This is a genomic window from Gracilibacillus xinjiangensis, from assembly GCF_042651765.1.
Classification (GTDB): Bacteria; Bacillota; Bacilli; order Bacillales; family Amphibacillaceae; genus Gracilibacillus; species Gracilibacillus xinjiangensis.
Genome location: NZ_JBHSDT010000002.1, coordinates 84774 through 102589 on the forward strand (window position 1 = coordinate 84774; position 17816 = coordinate 102589).

16 protein-coding genes are annotated in these 17816 nt (G+C 35.2%); 3 read left to right on the forward strand and 13 right to left on the reverse strand.

Going from position 1 to position 17816, the window contains the following annotated elements:
* Nucleotides 1-51: 51 nt before the first annotated feature.
* The 3 genes from ACFOY7_RS01935 to ACFOY7_RS01945 are packed head-to-tail and all read left to right on the forward strand — an operon-like array spanning nucleotide 52 to nucleotide 2745.
* The gene (locus tag ACFOY7_RS01935) at nucleotides 52-822 is read left to right on the forward strand and encodes an ABC transporter permease (RefSeq protein ID WP_390248853.1); all 771 of its coding nucleotides are present in this window, start codon (nucleotides 52-54) and stop codon (nucleotides 820-822) included.
* A 52-nt stretch (nucleotides 823-874) separates the two neighbouring features.
* Entirely contained in the window at nucleotides 875-1651 is a 777-nt protein-coding gene (locus ACFOY7_RS01940) for an ABC transporter ATP-binding protein (RefSeq protein WP_390248855.1), read from the forward strand.
* 20 nt (nucleotides 1652-1671) lie between these two features.
* Nucleotides 1672-2745 carry an ABC transporter substrate-binding protein gene (locus ACFOY7_RS01945; RefSeq protein ID WP_390248857.1) on the forward strand — a complete coding sequence of 358 codons (1074 nt, stop codon included), beginning with the start codon at nucleotides 1672-1674 and terminating at the stop codon, nucleotides 2743-2745.
* A gap of 194 nt (nucleotides 2746-2939) precedes the next feature.
* Here the strand turns inward: ACFOY7_RS01945 and ACFOY7_RS01950 are convergent, their stop codons facing one another.
* The 13 genes from ACFOY7_RS01950 to ACFOY7_RS02010 form a co-directional block, all read right to left on the reverse strand.
* On the reverse strand, nucleotides 2940-4709 hold the full coding sequence (locus ACFOY7_RS01950) for a heparinase II/III domain-containing protein (protein ID WP_390248859.1): 1770 nt from the start codon (nucleotides 4707-4709) through the stop codon (nucleotides 2940-2942).
* 2 nt (nucleotides 4710-4711) lie between these two features.
* Nucleotides 4712-6313 carry a response regulator transcription factor gene (locus tag ACFOY7_RS01955; protein ID WP_390248861.1) on the reverse strand — a complete coding sequence of 534 codons (1602 nt, stop codon included), beginning with the start codon at nucleotides 6311-6313 and terminating at the stop codon, nucleotides 4712-4714.
* Entirely contained in the window at nucleotides 6291-8111 is a 1821-nt protein-coding gene (locus ACFOY7_RS01960; RefSeq protein ID WP_390248863.1) for a sensor histidine kinase, read from the reverse strand. The genes ACFOY7_RS01955 and ACFOY7_RS01960 overlap by 23 nt, the downstream gene beginning before the upstream one ends.
* 104 nt (nucleotides 8112-8215) lie before the next feature.
* On the reverse strand, nucleotides 8216-9619 hold the full coding sequence (locus ACFOY7_RS01965; RefSeq protein WP_390248865.1) for an ABC transporter substrate-binding protein: 1404 nt from the start codon (nucleotides 9617-9619) through the stop codon (nucleotides 8216-8218).
* A 111-nt stretch (nucleotides 9620-9730) separates the two neighbouring features.
* Nucleotides 9731-10558 carry a carbohydrate ABC transporter permease gene (locus tag ACFOY7_RS01970; protein ID WP_390248867.1) on the reverse strand — a complete coding sequence of 276 codons (828 nt, stop codon included), beginning with the start codon at nucleotides 10556-10558 and terminating at the stop codon, nucleotides 9731-9733.
* A gap of 16 nt (nucleotides 10559-10574) precedes the next feature.
* Complete coding sequence (locus tag ACFOY7_RS01975) at nucleotides 10575-11516, reverse strand: carbohydrate ABC transporter permease (protein ID WP_390248869.1); 942 nt, start codon at nucleotides 11514-11516, stop codon at nucleotides 10575-10577.
* Nucleotides 11494-12165, reverse strand: a complete 672-nt coding sequence (locus ACFOY7_RS01980; RefSeq protein WP_390248871.1) for a YesL family protein — start codon at nucleotides 12163-12165, stop codon at nucleotides 11494-11496. The genes ACFOY7_RS01975 and ACFOY7_RS01980 overlap by 23 nt, the downstream gene beginning before the upstream one ends.
* 325 nt (nucleotides 12166-12490) lie before the next feature.
* Nucleotides 12491-12982, reverse strand: a complete 492-nt coding sequence (locus tag ACFOY7_RS01985) for a PTS sugar transporter subunit IIA (RefSeq protein WP_390248873.1) — start codon at nucleotides 12980-12982, stop codon at nucleotides 12491-12493.
* Nucleotides 12983-13066: 84 nt separating this feature from the next.
* Nucleotides 13067-13837 (reverse strand): sugar phosphate isomerase/epimerase family protein, encoded by a 771-nt coding sequence (locus ACFOY7_RS01990; protein WP_390248875.1) that lies wholly within the window; start codon nucleotides 13835-13837, stop codon nucleotides 13067-13069.
* Nucleotides 13838-13856: 19 nt separating this feature from the next.
* The gene (locus ACFOY7_RS01995) at nucleotides 13857-14897 is read right to left on the reverse strand and encodes a Gfo/Idh/MocA family protein (RefSeq protein ID WP_390248877.1); all 1041 of its coding nucleotides are present in this window, start codon (nucleotides 14895-14897) and stop codon (nucleotides 13857-13859) included.
* Nucleotides 14898-14912: 15 nt separating this feature from the next.
* Nucleotides 14913-15881 carry a sugar phosphate isomerase/epimerase family protein gene (locus ACFOY7_RS02000; protein ID WP_390248879.1) on the reverse strand — a complete coding sequence of 323 codons (969 nt, stop codon included), beginning with the start codon at nucleotides 15879-15881 and terminating at the stop codon, nucleotides 14913-14915.
* Nucleotides 15882-15893: 12 nt separating this feature from the next.
* Nucleotides 15894-16919 carry a Gfo/Idh/MocA family protein gene (locus ACFOY7_RS02005; RefSeq protein WP_390248881.1) on the reverse strand — a complete coding sequence of 342 codons (1026 nt, stop codon included), beginning with the start codon at nucleotides 16917-16919 and terminating at the stop codon, nucleotides 15894-15896.
* A gap of 15 nt (nucleotides 16920-16934) precedes the next feature.
* Entirely contained in the window at nucleotides 16935-17657 is a 723-nt protein-coding gene (locus tag ACFOY7_RS02010) for a ThuA domain-containing protein (RefSeq protein ID WP_390249218.1), read from the reverse strand.
* Nucleotides 17658-17816: the final 159 nt, after the last annotated feature.

Below are 17816 nucleotides of genomic sequence, written 5' to 3' on the forward strand. Positions count from 1 at the left end.
CATTTTTTAGGCTGTAACATAATATAGCCTTATAAGAGAGGAAGAGATATTATGCAAATTTTTCAACTAATAAAAAAAGTCAGAATCCAACAACTCATCACAATCTCCTCCCCAATAATTTTACTACTATTATGGGAAATATGTTCAAATACTGGACTATTAGATGCTCGTTTCTTTCCGCCACCAACTCTTATTATCGAAACAATGCTTAAACTTGGGGAATCGGGAGAATTATTTTCACATATATCCATAAGTTTATCGAGAATATCACTGGGTTTCTTGCTAGGTTTAATTCCTGCCATTTGCATTGGGCTATTAATGGGAATGTATAAATATTTTCGGCATTTCTTCTCACCAATTGTTATGATATTTATGCCTATTCCTACATTAGCTATGCTGCCAATTATTCTCATCCTTTTCGGTATTGGTGAATTTTCTAAAATGATTACAATAGCTATCAGTGTTTTTTTCCCTGTTGTAATTAATACAGCTGCAGGTGTTGCCAATATTGATCGGATATATTTGGATGTGGCGAAAAATTATCAAGCTAATGCGAAAGATTTCTTCTTTAAAATTGCTTTACCTGGATCTCTCCCGGTTATGTTAGAAGGGATCCAAATGGGGCAGGCAATCGCGTTGCTAACAATCGTAGCTGCAGAAATGATAGGTGCAACATCCGGCATTGGTTACTTAATCTGGATGAATTACAAAGCATTCCTACTACCAGAAATGTATGTTGGCCTAATACTTATTTCCTTTTTTGGATATTTATTTTCCTTATTACTTCGCGGTCTTGAACGTAAATTATTGCCTTGGAAATAAGATATCCCCCGCTTAGCTGCTCTTAGTAAACTAATTAAAAAAGGGTGGTTTGATGACAAAAATAGAAATAAGCAAATTAGATAAAAGATTCAGTAAAGGAAATAAATATATTGATGCATTAAGTAACATCGATTTAGTTATTAATGAAGGTGAATTTGTTTGTTTATTAGGCCCCAGCGGTTGTGGAAAGACTACATTACTACGCATCCTCGCTAATCTGGAGAAACCTAGTAATGGTTATGTGAAAATTCATTCGCAAAACAAGAAACAAACACCAACACAGTCCATGGTATTTCAAGAGAATGGAGTAATTCCATGGCTTACTGTGGAAGAGAATGTTGCATTTGGGTTAAAGATGCGCCATACTCCGGAAGAATTTACGCAAAAACAAACAGATTATTATATTAACAAAGTTGGTTTATCTAATTTTCGTAAGCTATATCCAAAAGAATTATCAGGCGGAATGAAACAAAGAGTAAGTATAGCCCGTGCTTTTGCAAATGATCCGGAAATATTATTAATGGATGAACCATTTGCAGCATTAGATGAACAGAATAAATTCATACTTCAAGAAGAACTCCTGACAATTTGGCAAGAAACAGAAAAAACAGTATTATTTATTACCCACAGTATTGACGAAGCCTTATTATTAAGTGACCGTATTTTGTTAATGAGCGCACAACCAGGGCAAATTGTAAAAGATATCAAACTTAATATCCCGCGGCCACGTTCAATTGAGCAGGTTCGTTCAGTAAGTGAAATTACAGAAATATTTTTAGAAATTTGGGAGCACTTGCAACGAGAGGTAAAACAAACTAGGTTAATTTAAATTGTAATGGAGGAAATATAATGAAAAAGTTAGCTTGGTTAATTGTATTGCTTATTGGATTAATTGGTTTGGTATCATGTCAAAATACTGACAACCATTCCACTCCCCCTCCGTCTAATGACGGTGAGTTGCCTCCATTAGAGGAGACAGCTAAAGTGGTTATAGCAGAGGACGGGTCTGCTTCTGGTGCAGGATTTTATATTGCTAAAGATAAAGGTTATTATGAAAAATATAATATTGAAGTGGAATTTGCTACATTTGGTAATAGTGATGAGATGCTCCCAGCAGTAGCTTCAGGTGAGGTAGATGTTGCGGGTGGAATCTCCTCTGCTTCATTCTTTAATTCCATCGCTCAAGGCATCGATGTCCGTTTTATTGCAGATAAGGGGCATAACAATGAAGGAAGTTCTTATTTCTCTTTCGTCGTTAGGGAAGATTTACAAGATGAAATCAAAGATTATAGTGATATAAAAGGGAAAAAAATTGCTGTCTCAACACAAAATGCGGTTGATGATTATATTTATAACGAAATGCTGAAACATGCTGGTGTATCTCCAGAGGATGTAGAATTTGTTTTAATGAGTGATTTTGGCAATATGATGTCAGCAATGGGTAATCAACAGATTGACTTAGCATTACAAATTGAACCATTAATAACACAAGGGGAGAACCAAAATATCCATCAACGTTTCGGTGATACTACAGATTTTGCTCCTGAAGCACAAATAGCAATGGTGTTAGGTTCACCCAATTTCCTTACAGAAAGAAGAGATGTTGCAGTAAGATTCATGGCAGCCTATTTAGAAGCAGTGAGAGATTATCATGATGTTTTTGTGAAAGGTAATGACGATGAGGAAGAAGAAATTATCGCAATCATGGCAAAAAACACAGCATTAAAAGATGAAGAACTGTGGAAACAAGTTGGTGTTACAGGACTTAACCCAAATGGTTATATATTTGAAGAAGATGTTGAAAAGCAATATGAGTTTTACAAAGAAAATGGAGCAATCCAAACAGAACTTGATTTTGATCAGATTATTGACATGTCCTTAGTGGAAGAAGCCATTGAGATTATTGGCACATATGAAGAATAAATATTTCAATCAATCTAGTTAGATGCCTTTCTCATTGATAAACTGTATATCCTAAGGTTGCGGGTGAAGCCACACAAAAGAAATCATGAGAAGAAATGTCTCACTCTAATAAATTTTTACGCACAATCCCGAAGGTTTAACTCCGGGATTCTTTCCATTTCTAAGAAACTGGTTGATCCATCTAGAATCGATGGTCATATATTGTTCTCCCATTCGAATGAAAAATTTATTTGATTATCTAAATGCAAATGCTTTACAGCTACACAGAATTGTAAAAAATATTCTTTCTCACCATAGTGGTTCATAAAACTTTTTCTTTTTATGCTAGGTCTTTCTACATTGTTATTAAATGATAGTCTCAATGATTGCTCCTCTGTACAAAGCAGCACACAGTGATCAAATATCTGATAATCCATATCCTCCATTATAAATACTTCTTCAAGAGATTTTGGCATTTCATTGAACAAAAGATAGTCATTTAATATTAACCGTGGTTTCTGTTTTTCCCAGATAAATGTCCGATGAAAACTGGTTAATGTCGGATCGGAATATGCTTTTTCCATCTTTAGGGAAAATTGATTTACATCTTCATTCACTATTGCATTTCTTATTTTAGCTTGATAGTTTAAACCTTCTAGCTGTATATAACCATTAATCACGGGAACGGAATGTCCTTGGGAACTGTTACAGATAAAATTATACCTTCCCTTACCAAAGTAAGCCTTATTATATTGACCTGATCCTAAATCTTTCAAAAAGTACTGACCGTTTGCGAACAAAATAAAATGACCAATATCATTATGATTGTGCGGTTCATCATTATGACCACCTTTTGCCGCGAAAGCATAAGTTCTATTATTATATTTTTGACGTGAAATTGTCATAGATGAATCCATTAATTGGTAGTCACCTTCCGGCCAATCCATACCTTCGAAGTTAGGATTAAACCATACTAGTTCTCGAAAAGCAGGTGCCCATCTCCCACAATGATCGATAATTGCTTTTTGCCCGATCCTTCTGGAAGGTATATGCACATCTGAAATTTTAGTGTTTAAGTAATGAGTAAATCCTAACATTGGTTTAGCAATCCGGGGAGCATCAGAAAAGTTCACCACATATTTTTTTGACAAAAATATCTTTTGCTGAAACAATGCGATCTCTCTTACTTTCTGTTGATACCAAAAATCGCTAGCCTTTCCTGTTAACTGTTCCAATAAATCCAGGAAATATACAAAATAACCGAACCCATATTGCCAATAAAGATATCCTTCTGTACAAGCACCATCTGCATTATATCCTTTTAGAAAATAATTTAGTGTATGATTCACACGTTCCAGGACCTTCTGGAGCTTTGTATCATCTTCCAGTAAATAAATGGCCGCTGACCCGATTGCCCCTGCACATACAGCTGCCCAATTATGTGTAGCTTGTTCCCAAGGAAATGATTCAGTATTAATAAAATTTTGCAACACACGACGGTCTACTTCTATCTTTACTCGCTCAACAAGAAAGTGATCGAGTTTATTTGAGAATATGTAAAGTAATTCTGCTAAAGTAAATGCTGTTTCTGCAGCAAAAAGGTCTATCGTGTATCTTAGTTTCCCATTATCTTGGTATTCTTTATAACTTTGTTCTTCAAATCTCAGATCAATATGTGCAGGTAAACACCATGTAAACTCCTGGCAGACTTGCCATAATTCATTTTCTAATAAAGATAGATAATCAGCATTTTCCGGAAAAATATAAGCAAGTAAACCAAATGTCGTTAATCTTTTTCTTCTTTCAAAATAACCTTTTTCGTATCCTTTTCTCTCACCTGTTTTATTAAATTGCCGATAAGTTTCAAATGTCATCTCTATAAACGGATTTTTTCGATACCTGTCAGCATCCTCTTTTAACTGCTCAAGTACTTCTACATCCACCCTATCCATGTTGGGTCTTGGCCAAGAAATGCGTTTGCTCATTACTAGATAACTCCCTTTAAATAATTTTGCCGAAACTCATATGGAGTATAGCCTGTATATTTTTTAAATATTTTTATAAAATAGCTTTGGTTGTCATAGCCAAGCCTTTCACTTATTGCCCCAATTGTCGCATTGGATAGCTTTAATAATTCCTTTGCTCGCTCTACTTTTGCTTGTTTCACATATTCGATAAAAGTAATATTCATTTCTTTCTTAAACAACCGACTGAAGTAACTGGCATTTAAAAATAAATGATCAGCTACTTCTTCGAGTGAAAATTTTGATTCAATATTTCGAGAAACATAATAACAAGCATTCAAAACATCCTTATGATTAGCTCTGCTGCAAAACGAATTAGATTGTTGCAGCAACTTATAAATATATTTTTTTACATATTCGATTACTTCGTCCACCAAATCAAAAAATAAAATATCGTTCTGAATCGATTCTTTATAATAGGCAGACGCGATAGGTGCCGCTTTCATTTCTTCTTTTACTTCCAGAAGTATTCGAATCATCGTTTCTTTCACATAACCAGAATTTATTTGATGATGTACGCAATATGTCCTAAACTGGAGTAATTCACGCTCTATCGTTTCTATATCTTTATGAAAGACAGCCTGTTTAAGTTGACTAATAATATTTCTTAAGTCTTGCTCAATATTGCTTTGAACCATTGCTCCACGAAGTTCCCTCCCACTTATGGTGGAAATCGTGTTTTTATTTAAATAGAATACTTTTTCTCTTGATAAAAGTTGATTAACAGACTTATTTAATTTATTTACATTACTATTATCACCTATTATAAAGGTGATGTTGATATTAAGTAATCGGTTAATTTCTGTTTGTATTTTCTTCAATAATTGGTGAACAACCTTGTAATAATCAATTTTAATTGAATGGTCATTTTCATAAAGTAAAAAACATTTATTCGCTTCATAATGTACATAAATACATACTTCTTTCATTTGACTTATCATTTCCTCTGTAACATTACGAATGGCATAGTGTAATGTATCCTCAGTTATATATTTATTTTGTGCTTGATAAAATTGATTAATGAGAAAGAGAATGGGGATATATGACTTGCTTTGGTTTAGATTATTATTAATTAATTGCTTGGAAACCCCTTTTACAAATTGTTTAAATAGTTTCTGTAACTGCATATCATTGGATTGTTTTATTTGGTATTGCAAATGTTCCCTTTCTTTTATCTGCTTATTCTCCGTGTCTAACCGTGCTTTGCATTTTATCAGAATTTCCTCTACGTCATTTATATCCAGGGACTCTTTTAATAGATAGTCTTGTACATTCAGCTTCAACGCTTTCTGGGCATAGGAGAATTCATTATGACAGGAAATGATCGCAATTTGGATATCATCATTTAGCTGCTTTAGCTTCTCAATTAATTCAATCCCATCCATTCTCGGCATCCCAATATCTGTGATTAATATGTCTGGAAGTTCTTCCATTGCAGATTCAAATGCTGCTAAACCATTCTCATGTGTACTCATCAGTTTTAAACCAAGCGTTTTCCAATCAATTGCCTCTGACAAATATTCGATCATTGGAAAATCATCATCAACTAGCATCACTTTGTACATCAGCATCACCCTCCAAAGTCACTTCTATTGTAGTTATCGTTCCTTCTCCTTCAATACTATCAATGTGTAAGGATAGTCTGTTTTGATAATATAATTGCAATCTTTCAAAAACATTTGAGATACCTATACTCGAAAATCCTTTTTTTGCCCGTTTTTGATTTGTTGGTTGATTAAGTGATTGTTTCAATAATGCTAGTTCTGATGGACTCATACCACTACCATTGTCTTTGACACTAATATAAAATTTATCTTTATTCATCTTAGCTTCTAATGTAATTATCCCCTCATTTTGACTTAGACCATGAATAATAGAATTTTCAATAAGTGGTTGCAGAATAAATCTGGGTACAAGTATAGTATGAGTTGATTCATTTGTATCAATGATTAATTGCACTTTATTCTTTTGGCGCATGTTCATTAAGTTCACATAATCTTTTACTAAGTTTAATTCCTCCTGAAAGGGGATAACATCTTTCCTCGTATCAATAGTCCACCTTAATAATGTCGATAATGATTGAATCATATTCGCACTATCTTTATCACCAAACTTTAATATCTTCATCCGAATAGAATTTAAAACATTAAATAAAAAATGAGGGTTAATTTGTGCTTGAAGCATAGCTAATTCAGCTTGGCGTTTTCTCACTTGAGTATATTTCACTGCATCAATCATCCGATTCACACGTTCAATCATTTCATTAAGAGAAATTGAAAATTTCCCAATTTCATCATTACTTGTAACATTCGCTCGAACAGTCAGATCACCCTTTTGTACTTGTTTAACCACTCTGTCTAGATGGATTAATGGCTTAGTAATTCTATTCATTAAATAGGCTAATATAAGAAAAAAAAGCAAAAATGACAATGATAACAGTAAAAATACTGATGAAAAAATGGAAGTGATATTTGAAGTAGCATTTTTATATGGAATGATTGAAACTAAACCCCATCCATTAAATGATAAGGTTTTCGTTGATATAAGGTAATCTAGATCTTGCCAATTAATAATTTTTGCTTCATCCTGGTTCATTACAAGTGAGGAAAATGGCAATAATTCGTTGATTTCTTCACTTGTTTTCGTTGATAAGATTTTATTCTCATGATCGATTAAATATAATTTTTCTGTTTCATTTTGATTTTTTAATATTTGGCGTATCTTTGTTTCCAGAAGTGTTACCACAACATAACCGTAGATACGTTGGTTAGTATCACGTAATGTTCTCGCTACAGATAACTGATACGGATGTTTATGAAGATCGGAACTGAAATTAGTTGGCTCTACACCAATCCAAAGTGATTGATATCCACTCAATTGCTGCAATTGATTAAACCAGTCTTCTTGGAAGATTTGCTGCGGATCATAATCTGATATGGCATAATTGGTGTAATATTTCCCATTCTCCAATAATATCGTCACATACGATTTTTCTCCAAGGAGTGTAATATTCTCAATCGTTTTTCTAACCAGACTATCCTCCATATACTCTTCATAGGTTTGATTAGAAAAGTCATTTGCCCCATCTTTAGATTTGCTTTTTAGAATGGTATTTAATTCGGAATCTATTTGGACAAAATTGGACACATTCATTAAGTCTTCTAAAATTCTAGAGACATTTTCCTCGACAAGACTTAACTCTTTCTGAGCATTCAACAATGCTTGTTCTTCAACAGCATCTCTGGTTAAATACGTATATAAAGACAGTGACAGGATAACCGGAATTCCAATACAAATAAATGATGATAAAAATACTTTTGTACGAAAAGAAGGAGACGATAATCTCCGATAATTATTCCACATATCATTATCCTCCTGCTTACAGACGGGTTATGGGATTTTTTCGGGAAATAACGCCCCTTACTATTATTGTAAACCTTTTCATTTTGGAATTCCAGATCAAATTATTACTGATTATTTGCAATTATTTCTTCAGTTTGTGTGTGAATTGCTTCAATTGTTTCATCAATTGTTTGCTCTTCATAAATTAATTTTTCGTATTCATCATTAACTACTTGATAAATCTCGGTCTGATAAGAGACTGGCGGAATTAGTTTAGATGACTTCGCATTCTTCAAAACAGTAATTAATGCTTCTTTATCCACTTTATCTGGGCTAACTGTATCTGAAAGGATCGTATCCACAATTTTTTCTAATTCGTCCTCACCTACTCCGTTCCATGAAGGGATATTCTTCCCCTGGGCGACTTGGCCTTCTGTTGTATACCAACGAATAAATGTGTATGCCGCATCTTTGTTATGTGAGTTTGCAGCAACTGCCATATAATCTGTCGTTACCGGAGTATAGCCGCCTTCGTCATTTGTATCATTTTTAGGATATGGTGCGATGCCTACATTAAACTCTAACGGGAATTCTTCCGTCCCGCCAAGTTCTGTATTCATCCAGCTGCCTATTAATACAAGACTAGCATCCTGATTAAAAAATTGATTTCGATAATGTAATTTTTGAGACATAATATCCGTATATGGTGTAGCTGATTGGTCTTCTTTTTCCATTTGCCAGCGTAACTCAAGTGTTTTCTGGAATAATTCATGCTCAAAATTAGAAGTACCATCCTCTTTAATAAACTCTGTATCCTCAGCCTCACTAGCAAGTGCTAACTTCATATATTCCATCCAGCCACCATTTTGCGGACCATGGAAAAATGTACCATAATGTTCATCTGTTGTTAATTGTTTTGCATAATCTGCAAAGTCATCCCAAGTCCAATCTGCCGGCATCTCTAATCCGGCTTCATCCAAATGATCTTTATTTACTAATACATACCATGGATTAAATTTTCCTGGCAATGCATAATATTGATCATTTAATATTGTATTTACTTTATATTCTTCGCTTACATCATAACCTTCCGCTTCAATGAATTCATCAATAGGTGCTACCATTCCTAAATCAACCCGCTCCGCATAGGAAGCAGGATCGCTGAACATCAATACATCTAATTGCTCACCAGAGGATGCTGCTAAATCTAATTTCTGTAAAGCTTCGTTTGTATCTCCTTTCTCACTCAAAATGACCAAATCTACCTTAATATTTGGATATTCCTCTTCAAAAGCCGCAAGAGTTTCGGACCAATTGTAACTTGCTTCATTACCATGTGTATGAAATTTTATTGTTACTTCCTCTTCTGAATCAGTTGGTTCTCCAGCTGTCTCCTCTGAATTTTCATTTAAATCAGGAGAGTTTTCCGTACCTGTATTCGTTTCCTCTGATCCACCAGAATTACATGCTGCAAGAAGTCCAATGAGAAAAAACAAGCTTAGTAGAGTAAATAATAACCTTTTCTTCATCCAAACAACCTCCTATAAAATTGTAAAATGTAATCAATTACAAATAAATACTACCAAATGAATATCTAAACTAATGATGTTTCCTTTACTTTTATCAGCACTATTTTGACTTTATCCTTTTACACCACCTAATGCGATACCATCTATCACATGTTTTTGTCCAAGTATAAAAACAATTAGCAATGGAAGAATTGCCGAAACTGCTGCTGCCATGATTAATGAATAGAATTCGCCATTAATGGTAGTAAACTTTTGCATGGCAAGTTGTATCGTATATAAAGCGTCAGTTCTTAAAAAGATTAAGGGATTTTGATAATCATTCCATGTCCAAATAAACCTTAGAATTGCATATGTGGCGACAGCAGGTTTAACAATTGGTAAAGCAATTCGCCAAAATATTCGCCAATGCCCCGCACCGTCAATTTTGGCTGCATCAATAAAATCATTATGGATCCCCATAAAAAACTGTCGTAACATAAATGTGCCTAACACACTGAAACTGCCTAGTAATATTAAACCTAAATGACTGTCAAATAAACCAATTTGACGATATAAAATAAATTGTGGAACTAGACTTGCTTGTGGTGGTACCATATATGTTGCTAAAACAATGAGAAATAACCATCCACCTGCTGAAAACCGTACTTTTGAGAAACCATATGCAGCAAATGAGGATACAACAACAGATAATAGCGTTGTAAGGACTGCCACTTTAATAGAGTTCCAATAATACATATAAAATGGCTGCTCTCCAAACCAAACTTCTTTATAATTTTCTAGAGCATTCCACCTTGATGGAATCCATTCAATCGGATATGTAAAAACATCTGCTTCTATCTTAAAGGAGGTAGAGAGCATCCATATGAATGGCAATAAAAAAGCAATGCTGCAAAACAATAATATAATTGTGCTAGCAATTTTTTTAAAATCCAACTTCATTCTATTTCCCTCCTTTTTAATAATTTACCCACTTCTTCTGTCCAAACCATTGCAGAATGGTTATTACGAAAACAAACAGGAATAATACAACAGCTATAGCAGAAGCATAACCAATCTCTAAGTTCAAAAATGCCATTTCGTACAAATGCCACACTAGCATTGTCGTTCGATTTAATGGCCCCCCTTGTGTTAAAACAGCAATTAAATCAAATACTTTAAATGTTGCAATTATTCCAGTAATCAATAAGAAAAATGAGGTTGGTGAAATTAACGGAAAGGTTATGTTTCGGAACTTATACCAGGAATTCGCTCCATCAATCTCGGCAGCCTCATATAATTCTTTCGGAATGGATTGGAGCCCTGCAATATATACGATTAGATTAAAACCAATCGATATCCAAATATGAATAATAGCAACAGATATTAAGGCGAAGTCAGGGTCTGAAATCCATGTAGGGGGATTTACCATACCCAATGACATTAAAACTTGGTTGATTGGACCTGCTGAAGGATGAAATAATACTTGCCATACAACTGCTATCGCTACAACACTTGATATATAAGGCATGAAGAAAGCCACTTTAAAATAGCTTTTTAAATAAACATTTTTATTTATAATAACTGCAAGGATTAATGATAAGATCATTGTAATTGGAACAGTCAAAATGAAAAGAGCATTATTAATCATGGACATGATAAATTTCTCATCTTGGAGTAATGCGGAGAAATTAGCGAAACCTATCCATTTTAACTGGTCAATACTTACGACAAATTTCCAATCAGCGAATGCTAAAATGAAAGTTGCAATTATAGGGAATAAGACAATGATAGAAACACCTAACAGCATTGGAGAAATAAATAAAAATCCCGCTAAATTTTCATTTTTCTCAATTTTATTCTTTTTCTTGTGTCTGGTTGTTGATATGAGCTCTGTTTCAACTTGTTGTTCTCTTGGCATTTAATACACCTCTTTCGATCAGAAAATGTTTATCCTCATTCTTTTTTGCTAAGCGTGTTAAGGCATATCTCGAGAAGAATGTTGCAAGATAAGTTACACCACTGCATAAATAGAAAATAGTGATACCTGGGATAACCCAGCAAATAAATAAAAAGCTTAGAATAGAAAGTAACATCCAAAATGTTTGTAATGGGAACAATGTGGCTATTTGTATGGCTGTCTTAATAGATTGAGTTATTGTCTGCTCAGAGATAATCATTAAATAGAAAATATAAAATAATACCGAAATGGTGATGATTAATACAGTTGTACTACTGCTTAATATTAAATAATATATCGTTCCTTGGAAGTTCTGTAACAACGCATAATCTATCCAAAGTGCTATTAATGTAAGTAAAATGAGACCTCCTAATTTATTAGCTTTTATAAAATATTGTTTATACATTCTCCAGAATTGTTTACTTACCGAGAAATCGCTCTCACCATTTAGCCACCTGTTATTTATTGCAAACATAGCTAATATTGAGGGGAATATTCCAAACATAAAGCCACCAGCTAATGCACCAGTTATTGCAAGTAACTGAAGATAAGCTAAGCGATAAATCCATTCACACAGTTTAAATAAACCACTCGATGTTTGAAAATGCATGTTGTTTTATCCTCCTCTCTCTATATTATTATTTTAAGTGTTTACATCAGATATCTATATCACTTTTTTTACTTGTTACATACTAAAATTGACTTTTATAAACCATTTACTTGGCAAAAATTGATTAAAAAAAAAGGTTATATGTAGAAAACATATAACCTTCTATAAATACCAATCTAGTAATCCTTCATTTAATTTGTAATGTTTGCTTTGACCAGTCTAGTAGTTAATTCCTTAAAGATCAACCCAGGTGATGCATAGATTCTAACTCTATTCTTACCTTTTACAGTGATGCTAATTATATGTTCTTCCATTCTAAAACATTCTATTTTCCTTCCAAATGAAATAAGATATCACTGCCTGCCTTTACTTCTTTTTCAGTGCTAACATTTGTTAACTCATAATCGTCACCATTCACTAATATTATCGGTGTTATTGTTTTATAGCCTTTGTTAGAGATACCATCAACGTCTATTTCCGCTAAACTATCACCTTGTTTAATTTTATCTCCATTTTTCACTTTTATATCAAAACCTTCTCCATTGAGTTCAACTGTTTCCAGTCCCATATGCATCAATATCTCAGCACCATTATCTCCTCTTAGACTTATGGCATGCTTTGTTTTAAACACGTCAACAACCTCCCCATCAATTGGAGATACCACTAAATTTGCTGTCGGTTGTACTGCAATACCATCACCCATCATCTTTTGCGAGAATACTTGGTCAGGGACATCCTCAAGTGGAACTACATTCCCTGTTAAAGGGGAGATAAGGTCCACACTGCTGTCCTTCTTCTTGAATAGTTTCTTAAACATGTTTATCCCTCCATATACGTTTACATTACTACACCTGTTATACCCTTGTTTGTCATCTATTAATCGTAAAGAAACACTCGATTGTTAAGATCGAGTGTTTTCAATAACCTCTTTCAAATTTTCTACATTTACTCTTGCACTATCTAATGGGTCGCCATCGAATTTCTCCTGCTCAATCACATACCAGGCAACTCCAGCTTTCTCTCCTGCCTCCCATAATGATCCAATATCAAGTGTACCTTTTCCAATTTCAATACTTCGTTTTTCACCATTTTCTATTGTCATATCTTTTATATGAAGGGATATCACTTGGTTATTATATGCCTGGATAACTTGGAGTGGATCATTCTCAGCATGTGTAGCCCAATAGCAATCAAGCTCTACTTTTACATTCTCCTGGTCTGTTTCTTCAAAAATAATATCAAATCCCCGTTTCCCATTACCTATATCCAAAAATTCCATATTATGATTGTGGTAGGCGAAAGTAAATCCTGCCTCCTTGCACCTGTGGCCAATTTCATTTAGTTCTTCTGCTGCCCGATAATACGCACCTTCGTCAGTACGATATTCTTCAGGTAATATTGGACAAATAATGAGATCATTACCGATCGTCCGGTTATATTCTAGTGATGCTTCTAGTTGATCACCAATTAATGTTTCAAATGGCATATGACTACCCGCAGCAACTAAGCCAGCTTCATCCATCACTTTTTTTAATTCGTTTGCTGGTGCATCAAAAAACCCTGCAAACTGAACTGCTTCATATCCCATTTCCCCTAGTTTCCTTAATGTACCTAGAAAATCATTTGCCGTATGTTCACGAACTGAATATAATTGAATGGCAATTTTACCCATTATAAAACCTCACTTCTTTTTATAGATTGATTGCTTTTCCTGTTTCCGCTGATTGATAAAGTGCATCAATAATTTTTTGAATTTTCGTCCCTTGCTTAGCATAAAGGTCTGTGACATTTCCCGCGATACAGTCCGCTACAAATGTATGGATCTCTGTTTCATGAGCATTAACACTAGGTAAATAGGCTGGCGTGATATCGAGCAGAGTATCATGCTTTTCCTGATACATTTTTAATGGGAAAATATCTGCCCCCCCTTGGCTGCCCATTAATGATACTTGCATGAAATCATTTTTTTCAACATTTGCTGCAAACGCTGACTCTAAAACGATTGAGGCGCCGTTTTGGAATGTTATCATTCCAACAGCCATATCTTCGACGGTATAGTTCTCGTAATCCCAGGCACCCAACAGGCCTACACCTTTTTTTGTACCAAGGTGTTGGTGGGTTTGTCCCAAGACTACTGCAGGTTCCGGATATCCCATGAGATATAGTGCAGTATCTAACATGTGAACACCAATGTCAATTAGCGGTCCGCCACCTTGTAGTTCTTTATTTGTAAAAACACCCCAACCTGGAATACCACGACGTCTGATTGCCTGAACGCGCCCTGCATAGATTTCGCCAAACTCACCAGCGTCTATGAATCTCTTAGCAGTCTGCGCTTCTGCCTGAAAGCGATAATGGAACCCATACATTAATAGCTTTCCTGATGCTGCTTGAGCGTCCTCCATTTCTTTTGCTTCACGATAGTTCATTGCTGGTGGTTTTTCACAAAGAACGTGACATCCTGATTCGAGCGCAGCAATTGCGGCATCCCGGTGAAACTTATTTGGAACACAAACACTTACAGCATCTAATTCCACCTCTTTTAGCATTTTTTCATATTGGTCAAAAACGTGGGGGATATCTTCTTTTTTAGCTACTTCCTTTGCTCGTGTATATGCTACATCTGCCACTGCGACCACTTCTGCTTGGTCCTGAAGTTTTTTATATGCAGGCAGGTGAACAGCTGTCGCAATACCACCTGCCCCAATTAAACCTACACGTAACTTTGCCATATCTTCAATCCTCCCTCAAGCCCACCACATATCTGTCGGGCTTTCTTTAATATTAACTGATTTCAGGTTATCTACAGCTCTTTGAAAACCTTCATCAATGGACATTATAGGATCTTCATGTTCAATGCTTATTACATAATCGTAGCCAAACATTCTTAATGCACTGATCATATTAGACCAATCCTGCAGACTATGACCACATCCTACAGAACGGAAATTCCATGCTCTTGTCTGAATATTTCCATATGGCTGCATATCAGTTAAACCGTACATGTTCACATTATCCTGATCAATATATGTGTCCTTTGCATGAAAATGGTGGATTGCATTTTCCTTTCCCAGTATCTTAATTGCTGCAACTGGGTCAATTCCTTGCCACCATAAGTGACTTGGATCGAGATTCGCACCGATTGCCGGACTTGTTTCTTCACGTAATTTCAGCATCGTATAAGGAGTATGGACCAAGAAGCCTGCGTGTAACTCCAGGCCAATTTTGACATTATGCTTTTCTGCAAGTGCACCAATTTCTTTCCAGTAAGGAATCAGTTTTTCTTTCCATTGCCAATCCAAAACATCAGCAAATTCAGGTGGCCATGGTGCAACTGGCCAGTTCGGTGCCTTGGCGTATTCATGGTCTCCAGGAGTTCCCGAAAATGTATTTACAACAGGGACATCCATTAACCCTGCAAGTTCGATGGATTTACGTAAAACTGTATCACATTCTTCAGCAAATGCTTTATCAGGTGTCAGAGGATTTCCGTGGCAACTAAATGCACTAATCACCAAACCGCGATCTTTAACAGCATTTACATATGTTTCTCTCTTGTTTTGATCCTTCAACAGTTCATCAATTTTACAATGAGCGTCACCTGGATAGCCTCCAGTACCAATTTCCACAGCATCTAAACCACTATCTTTGACATGATCTAACATTTCTTCAAAGTTTTTATCAGCAAAAAGTACTGTGAACACTCCTAACTTCATTTTATCTCCTCCTTATATTGAAACATTCTTTTTCGTTTCATTCGATTCTAATGCAGCTAAAATTATTTTCAAAGATTTATAGCCTTCTTCTCCATCAATTAGTGGCTTTTTATCATTTAAGACACAATCGACAAAATGATCGATAACACCTGAAGATGTTTGACCATCATTATCATTTGTTTGGATTTTGCCAAGCTCATAGTTCACTTCTGATCCATCTGTGAAAGTTGCAATAAGACTATATTTAGGATCATCCTCTAAACGGAGATTCCCTTTTTCTCCATAAATTACTGTAGAGTTATCTTCTCCTCTTTTATAAGCCCAACTTGCTGTTAATGTTCCAATAATACCGTCATCACTACGTAAAATAGTTACTGCTTGATCATCTACATTACTATTTTCCTTTGCAGATGATTCAATCATTGAGGAAACCTCAACAAACTCAGTACCTAGTACATACCGTATTACGTCCGCTTTATGTACACCTAAATCACCAAGTGCACCAATGAAAGCTTCTTTTTTACGAAAGAACCAGCTATCCGCACCATCAATACTCCAGCCTTCTGGTCCGCCATGGCCGAATGTTGTTCGAAAGCTGTAAATCTTCCCTAGTTCTCCCCTTGCAATAATTTCGCGTGCTATCTGATGGCTTGCGACAAAACGCTGATTATGCCCAATCATTAGTTTTTTTCCAGCTTTTTCACTAGCTGCAATCATTTGCTGTGCTTCTTCATCTGATGTTGCCATTGGTTTTTCACAGAGTACATGCTTACCGTTTTCTGCTGCAAAAATTGATACAGGTGCATGTAAGTAATTTGGTAAACACACGCTGACAACATCTGCATCGCTCTCTGTAATTGCTTGCTTATAATCGGTGTATGCTTTTGCTCCATATTTCTCTGCTGAGTTTTGAGCTCTTTCTTCAACAACATCGCATACTGCAACGATGTCAACGCTTCCATTGTAATGATACTCAGGTAAATGTCGATGAATGGCAATACTGCCACAGCCTATAACGGCTACTTTTAATTTACTCACATGAATCTCTCCTCTTTATTTAGATTGGATGGTTTCCAAAGGTTTAGCATTCCCATATGAAGAGTAATTACGTTTAACTGGACTTGCCCATTTTACTGCATTTTTGATCACTCGTTGAACATCCTTATGAAAGTAGGTGGGATAAGTTTCATGCCCTGGCCGGAAATAGAAAATGCGGCCATGCCCTCTTCTATAGGTGCATCCCGAGCGGAAAACTTCGCCACCTTCGAACCAGCTTACTAACACTAATTCATCTGGGGCAGGAATATCAAAATGTTCTCCATACATCTCTTCTTTATCAATTTCAATATATTCTCCAATACCATCTACAATTGGGTGGGATGGATCAACTACCCAAAGCCGTTCTTTATCATCTGCTTCACGCCATTTCAGATCACAACTTGTTCCCATCAGTTTCTTGAATATTTTTGAAAAATGTCCGGAATGCAGCACTATTAACCCCATTCCTTCTAATATGCGTTGATGAATTTTGTTAACTATTTCATCCTCTACTTCATGGTGCGCCAAGTGACCCCACCAAATTAACACATCCGTTTCTGCTAACTTTTCATCTGTTATTCCATGATTTGGTTCATCTAAAGTTGCTGTATCTACTTCGATTTTATCTTCTGTTAAAAATCCCCTTATAGCACCGTGAATGCCTTCTGGATAAATCATTGCAACCTCTTCATTTTTCTGTTCATGTCTATTTTCATTCCATACAAGTACTTTCACCAGATACCCTCCCATCTCTTTATAAATTTATATTAATATAACCTTTCTCTTCTGAACATAAATGATATAATCAAAACATGAACTATTTTGCTATTAATTACATAGGGGTGAAAAAAATTTATAGCATTATCAAATTTAGTACATAAGTAAGCAAACTTTTCA